Annotated in this window: 1 protein-coding gene; it reads left to right on the plus strand. The window is 73.9% G+C overall.

Annotation, left to right across the window (positions count from 1 at the left end):
• The first annotated feature begins 202 nt into the window (after window positions 1-202).
• Complete coding sequence (locus GWI24_RS06020) at window positions 203-24,760, plus strand: type I polyketide synthase (RefSeq protein ID WP_308343518.1); 24,558 nt, start codon at window positions 203-205, stop codon at window positions 24,758-24,760.
• Window positions 24,761-24,798 lie beyond the last annotated feature (38 nt).

Genomic DNA, 24,798 nt, shown 5'->3' on the forward strand with positions numbered 1-24,798 from the left:
TCGCCACCGGAATTCTCATGCACTCTGGTGAATTAGCGGTGGCCATTGCGCATTGCCCCTCGGATACGGGACCCCAAAGGGATGATAGGGGTCCATAGGGGGTTTGAAGGGGTTTCTGGTCGCCCTGCCCTGTGTAAAGCTGACGTACGGTCTTGGTGTTATGTCTGCGAGGGTAATGGGGCGCGCGATGGTGAGTGAGTCCGTGGATTTCACGCCCGAGCACACCGAAAAGGGGGGTACGAGCCCCGAAGGGGCGTCCCCGTGGCGTGACCGGCTCGCCGCGCTCCCCGAGGCCGAGCGCGCCGAGGCCCTCACCGCCTGGGTCGGCGAGATCGTCGAACAGGCCCTCAAGGACAAGGCGCCGGACGTCCTCGACCCCGAGCGTCCCTTCCTCGACCTGGGCTTCGACTCCCTCGCCACGGTCGATCTGCACGCCCGGCTGACCGCCGCCACCGGACTGCGGCTGCCGGTCACCCTCGCCTTCGACCACCCCACCCCCGCCGACCTCGCCCGCCATGTGCGGGCCGAACTGCTCGGTGCGGACGACGACTCCGACGCTTCCCCGACCGACGCCGGAATGGGCCCGACAGCCGCCGACGAGCCCATCGCCATTGTCGGAATGAGCTGCCGGTTCCCCGGTGAGGTCCGGTCCCCCGAAGAACTGTGGGAAATCGTCGCGGGCGGAAAGGACGTCATCTCCGAATTCCCGGTGAGCCGGGGCTGGGATCTCGCCGGACTTTACGACCCCGACCCGGATCGGCCGGGCAGCAGCTATACCCGCGAAGGCGGGTTCCTGCACGACGCCGATGAGTTCGACCCGGCGTTCTTCGGAATCTCCCCGCGCGAGGCGCTCGCGATGGATCCGCAGCAGCGGCTGCTGCTGGAGACCTCCTGGGAGGTCTTCGAACGCGCCGGTATCGACCCCGCGATCCTCCGGGGCGGCCGGACCGGTGTGTTCGTCGGCGCCGAGACCCAGGACTACGGCCCCCGGTTGCACGAGGCCGAGCAGGGCTTCGAGGGCTATCTGGTCACCGGCAACGCCGCCAGCGTCGCCTCCGGCCGGATCGCCTACACCTTCGGCTTCGAGGGCCCCACGGTCACCGTCGACACCGCCTGCTCCTCCTCCCTGGTGGCGCTCCATCTGGCCGTCCAGGCGCTGCGCGCGGGCGAGTGCAGCATGGCGCTCGCCGGTGGCGCGGCGGTCATGGCCAACCCCGGCTCGTTCATCGCCTTCAGCCGCCAGCGCGGCCTCGCCCCCGACGGCCGCTGCAAGCCGTTCGCCGCCGCGGCCGACGGCACCGCCTGGGGCGAGGGCGTCGGCATGCTGCTCGTCGAGCGGCTCTCGGAGGCCCGGAGGAACGGCCACCGGGTCCTCGCCGTCGTCCGCTCCACCGCCATCAACCAGGACGGTGCCAGCAACGGCCTCACCGCCCCCAGCGGCCCCGCCCAGCAGCGCGTCATCCGCCAGGCCCTCGCCAACGCCGGACTGACGGCCGGCGAGGTGGACACGGTCGAGGCCCACGGCACTGGGACGACACTGGGCGACCCCATCGAGGCCCAGGCGCTGCTCGCCACCTACGGCCGGGACCGCGAGGCGGACCGGCCGCTGTGGCTCGGCTCGCTCAAGTCCAACATCGGCCACACCCAGTCCGCGGCCGGTGTCGGCGGCATCATCAAGATGGTCATGGCGATGCGGCACGGGGTGCTGCCGCGGACGCTGCACGTGGACGAGCCGACCCCGCACGTCGACTGGACCGCCGGTGACATCGAGCTGCTGACCGAGGCGCGGCCCTGGCCGGAGAGCGACCGCCCGCGCCGCGCGGGCGTCTCGTCGTTCGGCATGAGCGGCACCAACGCGCACGCCATCATCGAGCAGCCGCCGGTCGAGGACCGTGACGGAGCGGACGGTCCTGATGGCGCGGACACCGCGCAGGGCACCGCCCTGCTGCCCTGGACCCTCTCCGCGAAGACCACCGACGCCCTCCAGGGCCAGGCCGAGCGGCTGCACGCGCTGCTGGAGGCCGACCCCGGCCTCGCCCTCACCGACATCGGCCACTCCCTGGCCACCACCCGCGCCACCTTCGAACAGCGCGCCGTGCTCCTCGCCGGTGACCGCGACGGCTTCCTCTCCGCCCTGCGCACCCTCGCCGACGGCGGCGACGGGCCGTCCGTCGTGCGCGGCGCCCCCGCCGCCGGAAAGCTCGCCCTGCTGTTCACCGGACAGGGCAGCCAGCGCCTCGGCATGGGCCGTGAGCTCTACGCGACCCACCCCGTCTTCGCCGAAGCGCTCGACGACGCCTGCTGGTACCTCGAGGAGCAGCTCGAACTCCCGCTCCTCGAGGTGCTCTTCGCCGAGGAGGGCAGCCCAGAGGCCGCCCTCCTGGACCGCACCGACTACACCCAGCCCGCCCTGTTCGCCATCGAGGTCGCGCTCTACCGCCTCCTCGAGTCCTGGGGGCTGCGCCCCGAACTGCTCGCCGGACACTCCATCGGCGAGCTCGCGGCCGCCCATGTGGCGGGTGTGCTGTCCCTGGAGGACGCCGCCGCCCTGGTCGCCGCCCGCGGCCGTCTGATGCAGGAGCTCGCCGAGGGTGGCGCGATGGTCGCGGTGCAGGCGTCGGAGGACGAGGTGCTGCCGCTGCTCGCCGGGCGCGAGGACCGGATCGGCATCGCCGCGGTCAACGGCCCCCACTCCGTCGTCGTCTCCGGCGCCGAGGAGGACGCGCTGGAGATCGCGGCGGCGTTCGAGGAGCGGGGCCGCAAGACCAAGCGGCTCACCGTCAGCCACGCGTTCCACTCCCCGCTGATGGACGGCATGCTCGCCGAATTCCGGCGCGTCGCCCAGGTGCTGGAGTACGCGCCGCCGCGCATCCCCGTCGTCTCCACCGTCACCGGGCGCGTCGCCACCGCCGAGGAGCTGTGCTCGCCCGAGTACTGGGTGCGCCACGTCCGCGAGGCCGTCCGCTTCCTCGACGGTGTGCACACCCTGGCCGACAAGGGCGCCACCACCTTCCTGGAGCTCGGCCCCGACGCCGTGCTCACCGCCATGGCCCAGGACTGTCTGCCCGACGCCGACGGCACCGCGTACGCCGCCGCGCTGCGCGGCGGGCGCCCCGAGGCGGAGACCCTGACGGCCGCTGTCGCGCTGGCGTACGTCCGGGGCAAGAAGGCCGACTGGGCCGCCCCGTACGCCACCACCGGCGCCCGCACGATCGACCTGCCCACCTACGCCTTCCAGCGCCAGCAGTACTGGCTCAACGCCCCGGCCCCGGCCGGACCGGCGGCCGAGGCCGGGGCGGGCTCGGCGGTGGACGGGCGGTTCTGGGATGTGGTGGAGCGCGGGGATGTGGCCGCGCTGGCGGCGGAGCTCGCGGTGGATCCGGGGGTTTCGCTGGGTGAGGCGCTGCCCGCGTTGTCGTCGTGGCGGCGGCAGGAGTCGGTGCGTTCGGCGGTGGACGGCTGGCGTTACCGGGTGTCGTGGAAGCCGGTGACGGAGCGGTCGGCGGCGGGGGTGCTGGGCGGCTGCTGGGTGGTTGTGGTGCCCGGCGGTGAGGCCGGGGGTGCGTGGCCCACGGGTGTGGTGCGGATGCTGGCCGGGCGTGGTGTGGATGTGCGCGTGGTCGAGTCGGACGCGGTGGACCGCGCCGGGGCGGCGGAGGAGCTGCGTACGGCGGTGGGCGACGCCTCGGTGACGGGTGTGGTGTCGCTTCTCGCGGTGGGCGAGGGCGAGCCCGGGTCGGGACTGTTGCGTACGGCCGCGTTGGTGCAGGCGTTGGGTGACGCGGGGGTGGGTGCGCCGTTGTGGGTGGCGACGCGGGGTGCGGTGTCGGTGGGGCGCTCGGATGGTGTGGTGAGCCCGGCGCAGGCGCTGGTGTGGGGGCTTGGCCGGGTGGCGGCGTTGGAGCTGCCGGAGCGGTGGGGCGGTCTGGTCGATCTGCCGGAGTCGGTGGATGAGCGTGCGCTGGGTCGTCTCGCGGGTGTGCTGGCCGGGGGCGGGGCCGGTGGCTCGGGCGAGGACCAGGTCGCGGTGCGCGCCTCGGGTGTCTTCGGCCGCCGGCTGGTGCGGGCGGTCGGGTCCCGGACGTCGGGGGACGAGGGCTGGCGGGCCTCGGGTTCGGTGCTGGTGACGGGTGGTACGGGGGCGCTGGGTGCGCATGTGGCCCGTTGGCTGGTGGCGAACGGTGCCGAGCATGTGGTGCTCACCAGCCGTCGTGGGCTGGAGGCCCCGGGTGCGGCCGAGTTGCGGGATGAGCTGGCGGCTTCGGGTGCTCGGGTGACGGTGGCCGCGTGTGATGTGGCGGACCGGGACGCGCTCGCGGAGCTGCTGGCCGGGCTTCCGGCGGAGCTTCCGCTGACCGCCGTCTTCCATGCGGCCGGTGTGCTCGACGACGGCGTACTGGACTCGCTCACGCCCGAGCGGTTCGCCTCGGTGCTCCGGGCGAAGGCCGACGCCGCGCTGCATCTGGACGAGCTGACGCGCGATCTGGACCTTTCGGCGTTCGTCCTCTTCTCCTCCATCACCGGGTCGGTTGGCGCCGCTGGACAGGGCAACTACGCGGCGGCCAACGCCTACTTGGACGCGCTGGCCGAGTGGCGCCGCGCCCAGGGGCTGCCCGCCACCTCGATCGCCTGGGGCCCGTGGGCGGACTCCGGCATGGCCGGTGACGACGCCATGGAGCGGCGGATGCGCCGCGAGGGCATGCCGCCGATGGCGCCCGAGTCGGCCGTCGCCGCGCTGCGGCAGGCGCTGGATCTCGATGACACCGCCGTGACGGTCGCGGACATCGACTGGGAGAACCTCACCCGCACCCTCACCGCCGTACGGCCGAGCCCGCTGATCGCCGCGCTCGCGGCGGAGGCCGGGCCGGGCGCCGCGACCGGCGCCGAGGCTGGAAAGGTCGTCACCGACGCCGACTCCGCCTCCCCCCTCGGCGAGCGCCTGAATGGCCTGCCGAAGGCCGAACAAGACCGTGCGCTGCTGGAGTTGGTGCGTACGCAGGTGGCGTCGGTGCTGGGGCACGGCGGGGCCGAGGCGGTCGAGGCCGGGCGCGCCTTCAAGGAGCTGGGCTTCGACTCGCTGGCCGCGATCGAGCTCCGCAACCGGCTGAACGCGGCGACGGGCCTGCGCCTGGCCGCCACGCTCATCTACGACTACCCGAACGCCACCGCCCTGGCCGACCATCTGCGGACGGAGCTGGTGGGTTCGGACGCTGTGGCGGCGGGTGGCGTGGTGGCGCCTACGGTCGCGGTGGCCGACGATCCGATCGCGATCGTGGCGATGAGCTGCCGTTTCCCGGGCGGGGTGCGGTCGCCGGAGGAGCTGTGGGCGCTGCTGACGGCGGGTGGGGACGCGATCGCGGAGTTCCCCTCGGACCGTGGCTGGGATCTGGCGGGGCTGTACGACCCGGACCCGGACCGTCAGGGCACGTCGTACACGCGTGAAGGTGGCTTCCTCTACGACGCCGGGGACTTCGACGCGTCGTTCTTCGGCATTTCGCCGCGCGAGGCGCTGGCGATGGACCCGCAGCAGCGGTTGCTGCTGGAGACGTCGTGGGAGGCGTTCGAGCGGGCCGGGATCGACCCGGCCACGCTGCGCGGCAGCCGTACCGGCGTCTTCGCGGGCACCAACGGCCAGGACTACGCCGGGCTCGTCTCCACCCCGCCCGAGGGCCTGGAGGGCCATCTGGGCACGGGCAACGCGGCGAGCGTGGTGTCCGGGCGGGTCGCCTACACCTTCGGTCTCGAAGGCCCGGCGGTCACGGTGGACACGGCGTGTTCTTCGTCGCTTGTGGCCCTGCACATGGCCGTTCAGGCGCTGCGGCAGGGCGAGTGCACGATGGCGCTCGCGGGTGGCGTCACGGTGATGTCCACGCCGGAGGCGTTCGTCGACTTCAGCCGTCAGCGCGGACTCGCGGAGGACGGCCGGATCAAGGCGTTCGCGGCCGGTGCGGATGGCACCGGCTGGGGCGAGGGCGTCGGCATGCTGCTGGTCGAGCGGCTGTCGGACGCGGAGAAGAACGGCCACCCGGTGCTGGCCATCGTGCGGGGCAGCGCGATCAACCAGGATGGTGCGAGCAATGGCCTGACCGCGCCGAACGGTCCCTCGCAGCAGCGGGTGATCCGGCAGGCGCTGGCCGGTGCGGGGCTGTCGGCCGGGGATGTGGACGCGGTCGAGGCGCACGGTACGGGTACGACGTTGGGTGACCCGATCGAGGCGCAGGCGCTGCTGGCCACGTACGGGCAGGAGCGCGCCCCGGAGCAGCCGCTGTGGCTGGGGTCCATCAAGTCCAACATCGGTCATACGCAGGCGGCGGCCGGTGTCGCGGGCATCATCAAGATGGTGCTGGCGATGCGGCACGGTGTGCTGCCGCAGACGTTGCACGTGGACGCGCCGTCGCCTCATGTGGATTGGTCGGCGGGGGCTGTCTCGCTGCTGACCGAGCAGGTGGAGTGGCCGGAGACGGGCCGTCCGCGCCGCGCGGGTGTGTCGTCCTTCGGGCTCAGCGGCACCAACGCGCACACCATCATTGAGCAGGCCCCGGCCGTTCCGGCCCTTCCGGCCGAGCGGCTCGAGGCGCGTCACCTGACCGTGCTGCCGTGGCTGCTGTCGGCGAAGGACGGGCAGGCGCTGCACGCCCAGGCCGCACAGCTGGCCACCCATCTCCGCACCCACCCCGAGCTGAGCGCGACCGACCTCGCCTTCTCGCTCGCCACCAGCCGCGCCGCGCTCGAACAGCGCGCTGCCCTCGTCACCACGGACCGCGAGACGTTCCTGGCGGGCCTGGACGCGGTGGCCCGGGGCGAGTCCGTCCCGGATGTGGTCGAGGGGACGGTCGCGGAAGGCAAGGTGGCGTTCCTGTTCACGGGGCAGGGGAGTCAGCGGCTCGGTATGGGGCGTGAGCTCTACGACGCCTTCCCGGTGTTCGCGGATGCGCTGGATGAGGTGTGTGCGCATCTGGATCTGCGTCTTGAGCGGCCGCTGCGGGATGTGCTGTTCGGGGATGACGCGGCGGTACTGGATCAGACGGGGTTCACTCAGCCCGCGCTGTTCGCGGTTGAGGTGGCGCTGTTCCGGCTGGTGGAGGCGTGGGGGCTGACGCCGGACTTCCTCTCCGGGCATTCGATCGGTGAGCTGGCCGCCGCGCATGTGGCGGGTGTGCTGTCTTTGGCGGATGCGGCGAAGCTGGTGGCCGCCCGTGGGCGATTGATGCAGGAGTTGCCTGCCGGTGGCGCGATGATCGCTGTCCAGGCGTCGGAGGACGAGGTGGCGCCGCTGCTGACCGAGCGCGTCTCGATCGCCGCGCTCAACGGGCCGTCGTCTGTCGTCATCGCGGGTGATGAGGACGTGGCGCTGGAGATCGCGTCCGGTTTCGAGGCGCAGGGTCGTAAGACCAAGCGCCTCACGGTGAGCCACGCGTTCCACTCGCCGCACATGGACGGCATGTTGGAGGCGTTCCGCGAGGTCGCGGAGGGGCTGTCGTACGAGACCCCGCGCATCCCGATCGTCTCCAACCTCACCGGTGGCGTGGTGTCCGCCGAGGAGATCACCAGCCCGGACTTCTGGGTGCGCCATGTCCGTGAGGCCGTGCGCTTCCTCGACGGTGTGCGGACGCTGGAGGCGGAGGGTGTGACGACCTTCGTCGAGCTCGGCCCGGATGGCGTTCTCTCCGCGATGGCGCAGGAGTGTGTGACCGGCGAGGACGCCGCGTTCGCCGCCACGCTGCGGAAGGGCCGTGCCGAGGCCGAGTCGGTGACCGCCGCACTCGCCCTGCTGCATGTCCGGGGCCGGTCCCCGGACTGGGGCGGCTACTTCGAGGGCACCGGGGCCCGGCGGGTCGAGCTGCCGACCTACGCCTTCCAGCGCACCCGGTACTGGTGGGAGGAGGCCCCGGCGGCGTCGGAGGTCGCACCGGGCGGTGCCGTCGACGGGCGGTTCTGGGATGTGGTGGAGCGCGGGGATGTGGCCGCGCTGGCGGCGGAGCTCGCGGTGGATCCGGGGCTTTCGCTGGGTGAGGTGTTGCCCGCGTTGTCGTCGTGGCGGCGGCAGGAGTCGGTGCGTTCGGCGGTGGACGGCTGGCGTTACCGGGTGTCGTGGAAGCCGGTGACGGAGCGGTTGGCCACCGGGGTGCTGGGTGGCTGCTGGCTGGTGGTCGTCCCGGCGGACGAGGCCGAGGGCGCCTGGGCCACGGGTGTGGTGCGGATGCTGGCCGGGCGTGGTGTGGATGTGCGCGTGGTCGAGTCGAACGCGGTGGACCGCGCCGGACTGGCGGAGGAGCTGCGTACGACGGTCGTGGGCGGTTCGGTGGCGGGGGTGTTCTCCCTGCTGGCGGTGGAGTCCGCGTCGGGGCTGTCGCGTACGGCCGCGTTGGTGCAGGCGCTGGGTGACGCAGGTGTCGGCGCGCCGTTGTGGGTGGCGACGCGGGGTGCGGTGTCGGTGGGGCGTTCCGATGGTGTGGTGAGCCCGGCGCAGGCGCTGGTGTGGGGGCTTGGCCGGGTGGCGGCGTTGGAGCTGCCGGAGCGGTGGGGCGGTCTGGTCGACCTCCCGGAGACGGCCGACGAGCGTGCGCTGGGACGGTTGGCCGGTGTGCTGGCCGGGGTCGGAGTCGGGGCCGGGGCCGGTGGCTCGGGCGAGGACCAGGTCGCGGTGCGCGCCTCGGGCGTCTTCGGCCGCCGGCTGACGGAGGCTTCCGGGACCCGGACGTCGGGCGACGAGGGCTGGCGGGCGTCCGGTTCGGTGCTGGTGACGGGCGGTACGGGCGCGCTGGGCGCGCATGTGGCGCGCTGGCTGCTGGAGAACGGCGCCGAGCATGTCGTGCTCACCAGCCGCCGTGGGCTCGACGCCCCGGGCGCGGTGGAGCTGCGGGATGAGCTGGCGGCTTCGGGCGCTCGGGTGACGGTGGCCGCGTGTGATGTGGCGGATCGGGACGCGCTCGCCGAGCTGCTGGCGTCCATACCGGCCGAACTCCCGCTGACCGCAGTCGTCCACGCGGCCGGTGTGCTGGACGACGGCCTGGTGGACACACTGGACGCCGAGCGCCTGGAGCGGGTGGTGCGCGCCAAGGCCACCTCCGCGCAGAACCTCCATGAACTCACCCGCGACCTGGACCTTTCGGCGTTCGTTCTCTTCTCCTCGCTCGCCGGGTCGGTGGGCGCGGCCGGACAGGGCAACTACGCGGCGGCCAACGCCTACTTGGACGCGCTGGCCGAGCTGCGCCGCGCCCAGGGCTTGCCCGCCACCTCGATCGCCTGGGGCCCGTGGGCCGAGGGCGGCATGGCCGGCGACGAGGCGCTGGAGCGGCGGCTGCGCCGCGACGGAGTGCCGCCGATGGCACCCGAGTCGGCGCTCACCGCGCTGCGGCAGGCGCTGGACCTCGATGACACCGCCGTGACGGTCGCGGACCTCGACTGGGACCGGTTCCTCGCCGAGTTCACCGCCGTACGGCCGAGCGCGCTGTTCGGCGAGGTGCGGGCCGCGCGTCCGGCGCCGGCCGCCGAGGGCGCGCCGCGCCCGGCCGCCACCGCCGGGACCGGCACCGGCACACTCACGGAGCGGCTGTCGGGGCTGACGGAGAACGAGCGCGCACAGACGCTGCTGGAGCTGGTGCGTACGCAGGTGGCGTCGGTGCTGGGGCACGGCGGGGCCGAGGCGGTGGAGGCCGGGCGCGCCTTCAAGGAGCTGGGCTTCGACTCGCTCACCGCCGTCGAGCTCCGCAACCGGCTCAACGCGGCGACCGGCCTGCGGCTGCCCGCCACGCTCATCTACGACTACCCGAACGCGACCGCCCTCGCCGGCCATCTGCGCGCTGAACTGCTGGGCGCGGACGCCGTGGCGGCGGGTGGCGTGGTGGCGCCTACGGTCGCGGTGGCGGACGATCCGATCGCGATCGTGGCGATGAGCTGCCGTTTCCCGGGCGGGGTGCGCTCGCCGGAGGAGCTGTGGCAGCTGCTGACAGCCGGTGGGGACGCCATCGCGGAGTTCCCGTCGGACCGTGGCTGGGATCTGGCGGGGCTGTACGACCCGGACCCGGACCGTCAGGGCACGTCGTACGCCCGTGAGGGCGGTTTCCTCTACGACGCCGGGGACTTCGACGCCTCGTTCTTCGGGATCTCGCCGCGTGAGGCGCTCGCGATGGACCCGCAGCAGCGGTTGCTGCTGGAGACCTCATGGGAGGCTTTCGAGCGGGCGGGCATCGACCCGGGGGCGCTGCGCGGTCAGCGGATCGGCGTCTTCGCGGGGACCAACGGCCAGGACTATCTGTCGCTGCTGATGCAGGCGCCCGAGGGCCTGGAGGGCCATCTGGGCACGGGCAACGCGGCGAGCGTGGTGTCCGGGCGGGTGGCGTACACCTTCGGTCTCGAAGGCCCGGCCGTCACGGTCGACACGGCCTGCTCCTCGTCTCTGGTGGCACTGCATCTCGCGGTGCAGGCGCTGCGGCAGGGCGAGTGCACGATGGCGCTCGCGGGTGGCGTCACGGTGATGTCCACCCCCGAGAACTTCATCGACTTCAGCCGTCAGCGCGGACTGGCCGCCGATGGCCGGATCAAGGCGTTCGCGGCCGGTGCGGATGGCACGGGCTGGGGCGAGGGCGCGGGCATGCTGCTCGTGGAGCGGCTCTCGGACGCGCGGCGCGACGGCCATCCGGTGCTGGCGGTCGTACGCGGCAGCGCGATCAACCAGGACGGCGCGTCCAATGGCCTGACGGCGCCGAACGGGCCGTCCCAGCAGCGCGTCATCCGGCAGGCGCTGACCAGCGCCGGGCTGACGACCGGCGATGTCGATGTCGTCGAGGCGCATGGCACGGGTACGACGCTGGGTGACCCGATCGAGGCGCAGGCGCTGCTGGCCACGTACGGGCAGCAGCGGGAGGCCGACCGGCCGTTGTGGCTGGGGTCCATCAAGTCCAACATCGGTCATACGCAGGCCGCCGCAGGTGTCGCGGGCATCATCAAGATGGTGCTGGCGATGCGGCACGGTGTGCTGCCGCAGACGTTGCACGTGGACGCGCCGTCGCCGCATGTGGATTGGACGGCGGGCACTGTTTCGCTGTTGACGGAGCAGGTGGAGTGGCCGGAGACCGGCCGTCCGCGCCGCGCCGGTGTGTCGTCGTTCGGCATCAGTGGCACCAACGCGCACACCATCATCGAGCAGGCACCGGAGGTCGACCCACCGGCCGAGGCGCCTGAGCGGAACGGCCACGGCCTCGGCGGTCTTCTGCCGTTCGTCCTGTCGGCCAAGAACGCCGAAGCGCTGCGGGAGCAGGCCGCGCGGCTGCACACCCACATCGCGTCACGGCCGGAGTCGGTGCCGCTCGACGTCGCCCATGCCCTGGCCGTCGGCCGCGCCGCCCTGGAGCGGCGTGCGGTGCTGACCGTCGGGGACCGGGACGAACTGCTGCGGACACTCGACGCGCTGGCCCGGGGCGAGTCCGCCTCGAATGTGGTCGAGGGGACGGTCGCTGAGGGCAAGGTGGCGTTCCTGTTCACGGGACAGGGGAGTCAGCGGCTGGGGATGGGGCGTGAGCTGTACGACGCCTTCCCGGTGTTCGCGGATGCGCTGGATGAGGTGTGTGCGCATCTGGATCTGTACCTCGAGCGGCCGCTGCGGGATGTGCTGTTCGGGGATGACTCGGCGGTACTGGATCAGACGGGGTTCACTCAGCCCGCGTTGTTCGCGGTCGAGGTGGCGCTGTTCCGGCTGGTTGAGGCGTGGGGTCTCAAGGCGGACTTCCTCTCCGGGCATTCGATCGGTGAGCTGGCCGCCGCGCATGTGGCGGGGGTGCTCTCGCTCGCCGACGCCGCGAAGCTGGTGGCCGCCCGTGGCCGTCTGATGCAGGAGTTGCCTGCCGGTGGCGCGATGATCGCCGTCCAGGCGACCGAGGACGAGGTGGCGCCGCTGCTGACCGAGCGGGTGTCGATAGCCGCCCTCAACGGCCCGGCCTCCGTCGTCATCGCGGGCGACGAGGACGTGGCGACGGAGATCGCGGCGGACTTCGAGGCGCAGGGCCGTAAGACCAAGCGGCTCACGGTCAGCCACGCATTCCACTCGCCGCGCATGGACGGGATGCTGGAGGCGTTCCGCGAGGTGGCGCAGGGGCTCTCGTACGAGGCCCCGCGTATCCCGATCGTCTCCAACCTCACCGGCCACGTGGTGTCCGCCGAGGAGATCACCAGCCCCGACTTCTGGGTCCGCCACGTCCGCGAGGCGGTCCGCTTCCTCGACGGCATCCGTACCCTCGCGGCCCAGGGCGTCACCACCTACCTCGAACTCGGCCCCGACGGCGTCCTCTCCGCGATGGCGCAGGAGTGCGTGACAGGCGGCGAGGACGCCGCGTTCGCCGCCGCGCTGCGCAAGGACCGTCCCGAGGCCGAGGCGCTGCTCTCGGCCGTCGCACGGGCGCATGTCCGTGGTGTGACGCCGGACTGGGCGGCCGTGTTCGCCGGTGCGGGCGCCGCCCCCGTGGACCCGGCCGAGCTGCCCACCTACGCCTTCCAGCGGCAGCGCTACTGGCCCAGCGCCGCCGCCCTCGCGGCGGGCGACCCCGAGTCGATCGGGCTGGGCGACATCGACCATCCGCTCCTCGGCGCCGCCGTCGCGCTCGCGGACGCCGATGGACTTCTGCTCACCGGGGTGCTCTCCACCCGTACCCACCCCTGGCTGGCCGACCACGCGGTCATGGACACCGTGCTGCTGCCCGGCACCGCCTTCGTGGAGCTGGCGAGCACGGCGGGCGCCCAGGTCGGCTGTGAGCGGCTGGACGAACTGACCCTCGAAGCCCCGCTCGTGCTGCCCGAGCACACCGGGGTGCGGGTGCAGCTCGTCGTGGACGGGCCGGACGAGTCCGGCCGCCGTTCCTTCAGCCTGCACTCGCGTCGTCAGGACGCGCTCGGCACCGAGCCGTGGACGCGCCACGCCACCGGTGTGCTCGCCCCCGGCGCCCGGATGCCCGAGTCCGATCACCCCGATGAGCTGGCCGTATGGCCGCCCCAGGGCGCGACGCCGATCGCGGTCGAGGGGCTGTACGAGGAGCTGGCCGGGGCGGGCCTCGGCTACGGGCCGGTGTTCCAGGGGCTCAAGGGCGCCTGGCGGCTCGGCGAGAGCCTCTACGCCGAGGTGGGCTTCCCCGAGGACGCGCCGCTGACGTCCGGCGCCGAGGCCGAGCGGTTCGGGCTGCACCCGGCCCTGCTCGACGCCGCGCTGCACGTCATCGGCCTCGACAGCGCCGACCGCGAGTCGGCGCCGGCCGAGGGCGCGCTGCTGCCGTTCGCGTGGAACGGCGTCCAGCTGCACGCGGCCGGGGCCGGTGCGCTCCGGGTGCGGCTGTCCGAGCGGTCCTCGAACGCGGTCTCGCTGCTGGTGGCCGACGGCACGGGCCGTCCGGTGGCCACGGTCGAGTCCGTGGCGCTGCGGGTGGCCTCGGCCGACCAGGTGCGCGCGGCGCGCGGCGGGCCGCACGAGTCGCTGTTCCGGCTGGACTGGACGGCGGTTCCGGCGCCCGCGACCGGCGCGGTCACGGGCGACTGGGCGGTGCTCGGCGCGGACACCGCCGAACTGGCCGCGCTGGAGGGCGCGTTCGGGCCCGGGGTCCGGCTCGCCGCGTACCGCGATCTGGCGGCGCTGCGCACGGCCGTGGAGTCCGGGGCACCCGGGCCCGACACCGTCCTGCTGAGCGCTATCGGTGGCGACGGCGACGCGCCGGCTGTGCACGAGGCAACCCAGAGTGTGCTTGCCCTGCTCCAGGAGTGGTCGGCCGATGAGCGGTTCGCCGGGGCGCGGCTGGTGCTGCTGACCCGGGGCGCGGTGGAGACCGAGCCGGGCGCGGGCGTGGCGGATCTGCCGTACGCCGCCGTGCGCGGTCTGTTCCGCTCCGCGCAGTCGGAGAACCCGGGGCGTCTGGTGCTGCTGGACGTGGACGGCGAGGAGGGCTCGTACCGTACGGTGCCCGCCGCGCTCGGAGTGGACGAGGCGGAGCTGGCGCTGCGCGCGGGCGTGGCGCTCGCACCACGGCTGGCCCGGGTGCCGGTCGCGGACGACACGAACACCGAAGACACCGACGCGGAAACCGTCACCATCCCGTCGTACGACCCCAACGGCACCGTACTGATCACCGGCGCCACCGGAACCCTCGGCGGCCTCTTCGCCCGCCACCTCGTCTCCACCCACGGCGTACGCCACCTGCTGCTGGTCAGCCGCCGTGGCGCCGACGCCGAGGGCGCCGAGGAGCTGGGCGCCGAGCTCACGGCGGCCGGTGCCGCCGTCACCTGGGCGGCCTGCGATGTGGCCGACCGCGACGCGCTCGCCGCGACCCTGGCCGCCATCCCGGCCGAGCATCCGCTGACCGCCGTGGTGCACACGGCGGGCGTCCTGGACGACGGCATCCTCGGCTCGCTGACGCCCGAGCGGGTAGCGCGGGTGCTGCGCCCCAAGGTGGACGCGGCGCTGAACCTGCACGAGCTGACCCGCGACCACGAGCTGTCCGCGTTCGTGCTGTTCTCAGGTGCCGCCGCCGTGTTCGGCGCGCCCGGACAGGCGAGCTACGCCGCCGCCAACTCCTTCCTGGAGGCGCTCGCCCAGCACCGCGTCGCCCAGGGGCTCCCGGCCACCGCGCTGGCCTGGGGCCTGTGGGCCGGTGCGGGCATGGGCAGCGGGCTGGACGAGGTGGACCTGCGGCGCATCGCGCGCGGCGGGGTCGCCCCGATCGCCGCCGACGAGGGGCTCGCGCTCTTCGACGCGGCCCGCGCCGACGGTGCCGCCGTGCTGTTCCCGATGCGGCTCGACTACGCGGGGCTGCGCACCGAGGCCACGGCGACCGGAACCGTACCGGCGCTGTTCCGGGGCCTGGTGCGGACCCCGGTCCGGCGGGCCGCCGCCACGGCCGCCACCGCCGACGGCTCCTCGCTCGCCCAGCGCCTCGCCGGGCTCACCCGGCCCGAACAGGACCGTGAGCTGCTGGAGTTGGTGTGCGGCCGGGTCGCCGCGGTGCTCGGTTACGCGGGCCCGGACGCCGTCGAGGCCGGGCGGGCGTTCAAGGAGCTGGGCTTCGACTCGCTCACCGCCGTCGAACTCCGCAACGACCTCAAGACCGTCACCGGGCTGCGGCTCCCGGCGACGCTCGTCTTCGACTACCCGACCCCCACCGCCCTCGCCGGCCATCTGCGCGAGGAGCTGCTGGGCGCCGAGGAGACCACCGCGCCGCTCGTTCCCGTACGGACGGTGGCGGCCCCCGCGCTCGACGACGACCCGATCGTCATCGTCGGCATGAGCTGCCGCTACCCCGGCGGGGTGCGCACCCCGGAGGAGCTGTGGGAGCTCGTCGCCACCGGTGGCGACGGCATCTCCGGCTTCCCCGTGGACCGTGGCTGGGACCTCGACGGCCTCTACCACCCGGACCCCGACCACGCGGGCACCTCGTACACCCGCGAGGGCGGCTTCCTGCACGACGCGGCCGACTTCGACCCGGACTTCTTCGGGATCTCGCCGCGTGAGGCGATCGCGATGGACCCGCAGCAGCGGCTGCTGCTGGAGACCTCGTGGGAGGCGTTCGAGCGCGCGGGCATCGACCCGATGAGTGTGCGCGGCAGCCGTGTCGGCGTCTTCGCGGGCGTCATGTACCACGACTACGTGACCGGCCTCGACGGCATCCCCGAGGGTGTCGAGGGCTACATCGGCACCGGCAACGCGGGCTCCATCGCCTCCGGCCGGGTGGCGTACACCTTCGGTCTCGAAGGCCCGGCGGTCACCGTGGACACGGCGTGCTCGTCGTCGCTGGTGGCGCTGCACTGGGCGATCCAGGCGCTGCGCGCGGGCGAGTGCACGATGGCGCTGGCGGGTGGTGTGGCGGTCATGGCCACGCCCGAGACGTTCATCGACTTCAGCCGTCAGCGCGGCCTGGCCACGGACGGCCGCTGCAAGTCGTTCGCGGCTGGTGCGGATGGCACGGGCTGGGCCGAGGGCGCGGGCATGCTGCTCGTGGAGCGGTTGTCGGACGCGCGGCGCAACGGCCACCCGGTGCTCGCGGTGGTCCGGGGCTCGGCCATCAACCAGGACGGTGCGTCGAACGGCCTGACGGCTCCCAACGGCCCGTCCCAGCAGCGCGTCATCCGGCAGGCGCTGGCCACCGCCGGGCTGGCGGCCGGTGAGGTGGATGTCGTCGAGGCGCATGGCACGGGTACGACGCTGGGTGACCCGATCGAGGCGCAGGCGCTGCTGGCCACGTATGGGCAGGAGCGGGATGGGGACCGGCCGTTGTGGCTGGGGTCCATCAAGTCCAACATCGGGCACACGCAGGCCGCCGCCGGTGTCGCGGGCATCATCAAGATGGTGATGGCCATGCGGCACGGTGTGCTGCCGCGGACACTCCACGTGGACGCGCCCTCGCCGAACGTCGACTGGGAGGACGGCGCGGTCTCGCTGCTGACCGAGCCGATGGAGTGGCCGGAGACCGGCCGTCCGCGCCGCGCCGGTGTGTCGTCGTTCGGCATCAGCGGCACCAACGCGCACACCATCATCGAGCAGCCGCCGGCCGCCGAGTACCGCGAGGACGCGGCGGCGCGGCCGTCCGCGGTACCGCCGGTGCTGCCGTGGCCGCTGTCGGCCGTGGGCGGCGACGCGCTGCGCGACCAGGCCCGCCGCCTGCGCGACCGGCTGCGCGCCGCCGACCAGGACGTGGACCTGGCCGCCATCGGCTACACCCTCGCCGCCGGGCGCACCGCCTTCGAGGACCGCGCGGTGCTGGTGGCCGACGGCCGCGACGGCTTCCTGCGCGCCCTGGAGGCGCTGGCCTCCGGCGAACCGGCCACGGGCCTGGTGCAGGGCTCGCCGGTGGCCGGGAAGCTGGCCTTCCTGTTCACCGGGCAGGGCAGCCAGCGGCTGGGGATGGGGCGTGAGCTCTACGACGCCTACCCGGTGTTCGCGGAGGCGTTCGACGCGGTGTGCGATGAGCTGGACGCGCATCTCGAACAGCCGCTGAAGACCGTGGTGTTCGGGGATGACGCCGATGCGCTGGATCAGACGGGGTTCACCCAGCCTGCGTTGTTCGCGGTCGAGGTGGCGTTGTTCCGGCTGGTTTCGGAGGCGTGGGGGCTGCGGCCCGACTTCCTCTCCGGGCACTCGATCGGCGAGCTGGCCGCCGCGCATGTGGCGGGTGTGCTCTCGCTCGCGGACGCGGCGAAGTTGGTTGCCGCGCGTGGGCGTTTGATGCAGGAGCTGCCTGCGGGCGGCGCGATGATCGCGGTGCAGGCGTCCGAGGACGAAGTGGCGCCGCTGCTCACCGAGCGCGTGTCCATCGCCGCGCTCAACGGGCCCACCTCCGTCGTCATCGCTGGCGACGAGGACGCGGCACTGCGGATCGCCGCCGGTTTCGAGGCGCAGGGCCGTAAGACCAAGCGCCTCACGGTCAGCCACGCGTTCCACTCCCCGCGCATGGACGGCATGTTGGACGCCTTCCGCGAGGTGGCGCAGAGCCTGTCGTACGAGGCCCCGCGCATCCCGATCGTCTCCAACCTCACCGGCGCGATCGTCTCCGCCGAGGAGATCACGACCCCCGACTTCTGGGTCCGCCACGTCCGCGAAGCCGTCCGCTTCCTCGACGGCGTCCGGACGTTGGAAGCCCAGGGCGTCACCACGTACCTCGAGCTGGGTCCCGACGGCGTGCTCTCCGCCATGGGCCAGGACTGCCTCACCGAAGGCGACACGGCGGGCTTCGTCGCCGCCCTGCGCGGTGGCCGGCCCGAGGCCGAGGCCGTCGTCACCGCCCTCGCCGCCCTGCACACCCGGGGGCTCGCCCCGGACTGGGAGGCGTTCTACGCCGGAACCGGCGCGCGGCGCGTGGAGCTGCCGACGTACGCCTTCCAGCGGCGGCGCTACTGGCTGGACGTGCGGACGGCCACCGCCACCCCCGAGGCCACGGCTCAGAACGCGGTCGACGCCCGCTTCTGGGAGGCCGTCGAGCGCGCGGACCTGGCCTCGCTCGCCGAGACCCTGAACCTCGGCACCGAGGACAACGGCGCGCTGGAGGCCCTGCTGCCCTCGCTGTCGTCGTGGCGGCGGCAGCAGTCGGAGCGTTCGACGGTGGACGGCTGGCGCTATCGCGTGTCGTGGAAGCCGGTCACCGACCGTTCCGCGGCGTCCCTGAGCGGCGGCTGGCTCGTGGTGGTACCGGCCGAGGCGGCCGAGGACGCCTGGGTCGCCGGTGCCGTACGGATGCTGAACGACCGTGGCCTCGACGTACGCCGCGTCGAGCTCACCGCCGACGACGACCGCGCCACGATGGCCGAACGGCTGGCCGGGGCCATCGGCGAAGCGCCCGTGACCGGCGGTGTGCTCTCCCTGCTGGCCTTCACGGACAGCCATGGCGACGGCGACGGGCTGCTGCGGACGGCCGCGCTGACGCAGGCCCTGGGCGACGCGGGCATCGGCGCGCCGCTGTGGGTGGCCACGCGGGGCGCGGTGGCCGTGGGCCGTTCGGACGGAACGGTCAGCCCCGCGCAGTCGCGACTGTGGGGCCTGGGCCGGGTGGCCGCGCTGGAGGTGCCCGAGCGCTGGGGCGGTCTGGTCGACCTCCCGGAGACGGCCGACGAGCGTGCGCTGGGACGGCTCGCGGAGGTGCTGGCCGGTGCCGGTGGCGAGGACCAGGTGGCGGTGCGGGCGTCGGGCGTGTTCGGACGCCGCCTCGTCCGGGCCTCCGTGCCCGTGCCCGCGTCCGACGGTGGCTCCTGGACGCCGGGCGCCGGTACGACCCTGGTCACCGGCGGTACGGGCGCGCTGGGCGCGCAGGTGGCCCGCTGGCTGGTCGCGGGCGGCGCCGAGCATGTGCTGCTCACCAGCCGCCGTGGCCTCGACGCCCCCGGCGCCGCCGAGCTCCGCGATGAACTCGCCGCATCCGGCGCCCGGATCACGGTCGCCGCGTGCGATGTGGCCGACCGCGCCCAGGTCGAGGCGCTCCTCGCCGACATTCCGGCCGAGCTGCCGCTGACCGGTGTGGTGCACACGGCCGGAGTGCTGGACGACGGCGTACTGGACTCGCTCACCCCCGAGCGCTTCACCGGCGTCCTGCGCGCCAAGGCGGCCGCCGCGGCCCATCTCGACGAGCTGACGCGCGATCGGGAGCTGTCGGCCTTCGTTCTGTTCTCCTCGATCAGTGGCACGTTCGGCGCCGCCGGACAGGGCAACTACGCGGCCGCCAACGCCTACGTGGACGCGCTCGCCGAACGGCGCCGCGCCCAGGGCCTGCCCGCCACCTCGATCGCCTGGGGCCCGTGGGCCGAGGGCGGGATGGCCACGGACGGGGCGCTGGAGCAGCGTCTGCGGCGCGGCGGACTGCCGCCGATGGACGCCGAGTTGGCGATCGGCGCGCTCCAGCGGGCGCTCGACCTCGACGACACGGTGGTCACGGTCGCGGACATCGACTGGGACCGGTTCGCACCGGACTTCACCGCCGCACGGCCCAGCCGACTGCTCGCGGACCTCCCGGAGATCCGCGCGGCGGCGGAGGACACCGCCACCGAGCCCACGGCCGACGGCTCCTCGCTGGCCGCCCGGCTGGCCGGGCTGGGCGAGGCGGAGCGGGACCGGCTGCTGCTGGACCTGGTCCGTACGCAGGTGGCCGCGGTGCTCGGACACGACGGCTCGGAGTCCATCGGCGCCGACCGGGCCTTCGGCGAGCTGGGCTTCGACTCGCTGACCGCCGTCGAGCTGCGCAACCGGCTCGGTGCCGCCAGCGGTGTCCGGCTGCCCGCGACCCTGGTCTTCGACTACCCGACGGCCTCCGCCCTCGCGGGCTATCTGCGCGGCGAACTCATCGGGACCAGCACCGACGCCGATGCCTCCCGCCCGGCTTCGGTGACGGCCGCTGCCGATGACGACCCGATCGCCATCGTCGCCATGAGCTGCCGCTTCCCGGGAGGGGTGCGGTCGCCCGAGGAGCTGTGGCAGCTGCTCACCGCGGGCGGGGACGCCATCGCCGAGTTCCCGGCCGACCGCGGCTGGGACCTGGACGCGCTCTACGACCCGGACCCGGACACGCGCGGCACGTTCTACGCACGCGAGGGTGGATTCCTCTACGACGCGGGCCACTTCGATGCCGCGTTCTTCGGGATCTCGCCGCGTGAGGCGCTGGCCATGGACCCGCAGCAGCGGCTGCTGCTGGAGACCTCGTGGGAGGCGTTCGAGCGCGCGGGCATCGACCCGGCGACGCTGCGTGGCACCTCCGCCGGGGTGTTCGTCGGCTCCAACGGGCAGGACTACGACGCCTCGCTGCACACCGTCCCCGAGGGCGTCGAGGGCTACCTGGGCACGGGCAACGCGGCCAGCGTGGTCTCCGGCCGGCTCGCCTACACCTTCGGCCTGGAGGGCCCGGCGGTCACGGTCGACACGGCCTGCTCGTCGTCGCTGGTGGCGCTGCACTGGGCGATCCAGGCGCTGCGCCAGGGCGAGTGCTCGCTCGCGCTCGCGGGCGGTGTGACGGTCATGTCGAGCCCTGGTGCGTACATCGAGTTCAGCCGTCAGCGCGGGCTGGCCCCGGACGGCCGCTGCAAGGCGTTCGCGGCGGGCGCCGATGGCACCGGCTGGGGCGAGGGTGTGGGCATGCTGCTCGTGGAGCGGCTGTCGGACGCCCGGCGCAACGGCCACCCGGTGCTCGCGCTCGTCCGTGGCTCCGCCATCAACCAGGACGGCGCGAGCAACGGTCTGACCGCGCCCAACGGCCCCGCCCAGCAGCGGGTCATCCGCCAGGCGCTGGCCGGTGCGGGTCTGTCGACCGCCGAGGTGGACGCGGTCGAGGCCCATGGCACCGGCACCCGGCTGGGCGACCCGATCGAGGCGCAGGCGCTGCTGGCCACCTACGGCCAGGAGCGCGACGTGGACCGGCCGCTGTGGCTGGGCGCCATCAAGTCCAACATCGGCCACACCCAGGCCGCGGCCGGTGTCGCCGGTGTCATCAAGATGGTGCTGGCGATGCGCCACGGGGTGCTGCCGCGCACCCTGCACGTGGACGAGCCGTCGTCGCACGTGGACTGGTCGGCGGGTGCGGTGTCGCTGCTGACCGAGCAGGTGGAGTGGCCGGAGACCGGCCGTCCGCGCCGAGCCGGCGTCTCCTCGTTCGGCTTCAGCGGCACCAACGCCCATACGGTCCTGGAGCAGGCACCGGTCCACGACGAGACCGCCCAGGCACCGGTCCACGACGAGACCGCCGGGGAAGCCGCACCGCGACGCCCCCTCGTACGGCCCGATGTGGTGGCCTGGCCGCTGTCGGCCAAGGGCGAGGACGCGCTGCGCGCCCAGGCCGAGCGGCTGCGCGCCCATCTCGGGGCCGACGCCGGGCTGGACGCGGTGGACGTGGCGTACTCGCTGGCCACCACCCGATCCGCCCTGGAGCACCGCGCGGTGGTCCTCGGCCCGGACCGGGACCGGCTGCTCGCGGGGCTGACCGCCCTCGCGCGCGGCGAGTCCGCCGCGCAGCTGGTCCGGGGCGTGCCCGCGGAGGGCCGCACCGCCGTGCTCTTCACCGGGCAGGGCAGCCAGCGGCTCGGTATGGGACGTGAGCTGTACGAGGCCAGCCCCGTCTTCGCGGAGGCGCTGGACGCGGTCTGCGCCGAGCTGGACCGGCACCTGGAACGGCCGCTGTACGACGTGCTGTTCGGGGACGACAAGGAGCCGCTGGACCGGACCGGGTTCACCCAGCCCGCCCTGTTCGCCGTCGAGGTGGCGCTGTTCCGGCTGGCCGAGGCCGCCGGGCTGCGGCCGGACGTCCTGACCGGGCACTCCATCGGCGAGCTTGCCGCCGCGCATGTGGCCGGGGTGCTGTCGCTGGAGGACGCCGCCACGCTGGTGGCCGCGCGTGGCCGCCTGATGCAGGAACTGCCCTCCGGCGGCGCGATGATCGCGCTGCAGGCGGCGGAGGACGAGGTCGAGCCGCTGCTCACCGAGCGTGTCGGCATCGCCGCGCTCAATGGCCCCACGTCGGTGGTCATCGCGGGCGATGAGGACGCGGCGGTCGCGATCGCGGCGTCGTTCCAGGAGCGGGGCCGCAAGACCAAGCGGCTCACCGTGAGTCACGCGTTCCACTCCCCGCTGATGGACGGCATGCTCGCCGAGTTCCGCAAGGTCGCCGAGGGGCTGACCTACAACGCGCCGCGCATCCCGATCGTCTCCACCGTCACCGGACAGCAGATCTCCGACGAGCTGGGCATGGCCGCCGACTACTGGGTGCGCCACGTCCGCCACGCCGTCCGCTTCCTCGACGGGGTCCGCGCTCTGGAGGCCCAGCGCGTCACCACGTACGTCGAACTGGGCCCGGACGGAGTGCTGTCCGCCATGGCGCAGGACTGCGTCACCGCCGGGGACGAGGGCGCCGAGGACGTGGCCTTCGTGCCCGTGCTGCGCGCCGGGCGCCCCGAGACCGAGACGCTGACCGGCGCCCTCGCCACGCTGCACGTCCGGGGCGCGGCGCTGGACTGGGAGGCGCTGTTCGCCGGGACCGGCGCCCGCCGGGTCGAGCTGCCCACGTACGCGTTCCAGCGGCGGCGCTACTGGCTCGAGGGCACCCCGCAGCACACGCCCGGCCAGGAGGCCACGGCCGACGACACGGCCGGCGCCCGGTTCTGGGAGGCGGTCGAGAGCGACGACCTCGCCTCGCTGTCGGACGCCGTGGGCATCGACGTGGACCAGCCGCTCAGCGCGCTGCTCCCGGCGCTGTCCGCGTGGCGGCGCCGTGAGCGCGAGCAGTCCGCGCTCGACGGCTGGCGCTACCGCGTCACCTGGAAGCCGCTGGAGGAGCCCCGGCTCGCCACCGCCCCCGGCGTCTGGCTGGTCGCCGAACCGGCCGCACCCGCGGGCCACACCGACACCGTGCGGCGTGTCGTGGCCGCGCTGGCCGACCGGGGCGCCGACATCCGGCGCATCGCGGCCGACGGCGCCGAACTCGACCGGGGCGCCCTGGCCGAGCGGATCCGCCGCGCCGCGGCCGATGGGCCCGTGCACGGCGTGCTGTCGCTGCTCGCGCTGGACGAGCGCCCGCACCCCGACCACCCCGCCGTGCCCACCGGGCTGCTGCGCACCGGAGTGCTGGTGCAGGCGCTCGGGGACGCGGGCCTGGACGCCCCGCTGTGGTGCGCCACCACGGGCGCCGTCGCCACCGCCGCCTCGGAGCCGGTCGGCAGCGCCGCGCAGGCGCAGATCTGGGGCCTGGGCCGGGTGGTCGCGCTGGAGCACCCCGAGCGCTGGGGCGGTCTGATCGACCTGCCCGCCACGCTCGACGAACGGGCCGCCGACCGCCTGGCCGGTGTGCTCGGCGGACACGGCGACGGCGACGAGGACCAGCTGGCGATCCGTACGGCCGGAGTCCTGGCCCGCCGCCTCGCCCACGCCGAGCGCGCCCCGGCCACCGGCGCGCCCTGGCGGCCGGGTGGCACGGTCCTGGTCACCGGCGGCACCGGCGCGCTGGGCGCCCATGTGGCCCGCTGGCTGGCGGAGAACGGCGCCGAGCATCTGGTGCTCACCAGCCGCCGTGGCCCCGACGCCCCCGGCGCCACCGAGCTGCGCGACGAACTCGCCGCGTCCGGCGCCCAGGTGACCGTTGCCGCCTGCGATGTCACCGACCGGGACGCGGTGGCCGGGCTGCTGGCCCGGATTCGCGACGAACACCCGCGGCACCCGCTCACGGCCGTCGTGCACACGGCGGGCGCCGGGCAGTTCGCACCGCTCGCGGAGACCACCCCGGCCGATGTCGCCGATGTGGTGGCCGCCAAGGTGGCGGGCGCGGCCCATCTGGACGCGCTGCTCGGCGACACCGAGCTGGACGCCTTCGTGCTCTTCTCCTCGATCGCCGGGGTGTGGGGCAGTGGCGGCCAGGGCGCCTACGCGGCCGGAAACGCGTTCCTCGACGCGCTGGCCGAACAGCGCCGGGCCCGTGGCCTCACCGCCACCTCCGTGGCCTGGGGCCCGTGGGCGGACGGCGGGCTCGTCGCCGACGACGAGGCGGCTGAGCAACTGCGCCGCCGTGGCCTGCCGGTGATGGCCCCGCACTCCGCCATCGCCGCACTCCAGCAGGCGCTGGACCGGGACGAGACCGCCGTGGCCGTGGCCGACGTCGACTGGGGCCGCTTCGCCCCCGCCTTCGCCGCGGCCCGCCCCCGTCCGCTCATCGCCGATCTGCCCGAGGTCCGCGCGGCCCTCGCGGCGGACCCGGCGGAGGGCGCGGACGGTACGGGCGGCGGTTCGGCCGAGGCACCGGCGGAGTCCCTGCGGCAGCGGCTCGCGGGGCTCACCGGGCCCGAGGCCGAGAAGGCCCTGCTCGACCTCGTCCGTACGGAGGTCGCCGCCGTCCTCGGACACGACGACACCACGGCCGTCCAGTCGGGCCGGGCCTTCAAGGAGCTGGGCTTCGACTCCCTCACGGCCGTCGAACTCCGCAACCGGCTGGGCGTGGCCACCGGGCTCCAGCTCACCGCCACGCTGGTCTTCGACCACCCGACGCCCAGCGCGCTCGCCGGTGTGCTGCGCGCCGGCCTCCTCGGCGAGGACACCACCCCCGGACTCCCCGTCCTCGCCGAAATCGACAAGCTGGAATTCACCCTTTCCAACGTCTCCGACGACGCGACGGAACGCGAGCGGGTCACCGCACGCCTCGAAGCGCTGTTGCGGACCTGGAACGAGAACGAGAACGCGGCGGGCGCCGACGGCGCCGACGACGATGAACTCGATCTCGACGCCGCCTCCGCCGAAGACATCTTCGACATCATCAACAATGAATTCGGAAGGTCCTGACGTGATGACCGCCCTCAATTCAACTGACCTCAGGAGGT

The organism is Streptomyces sp. MK37H (assembly GCF_018035285.1).
Classification (GTDB): Bacteria; Actinomycetota; Actinomycetes; order Streptomycetales; family Streptomycetaceae; genus Streptomyces; species Streptomyces endocoffeicus.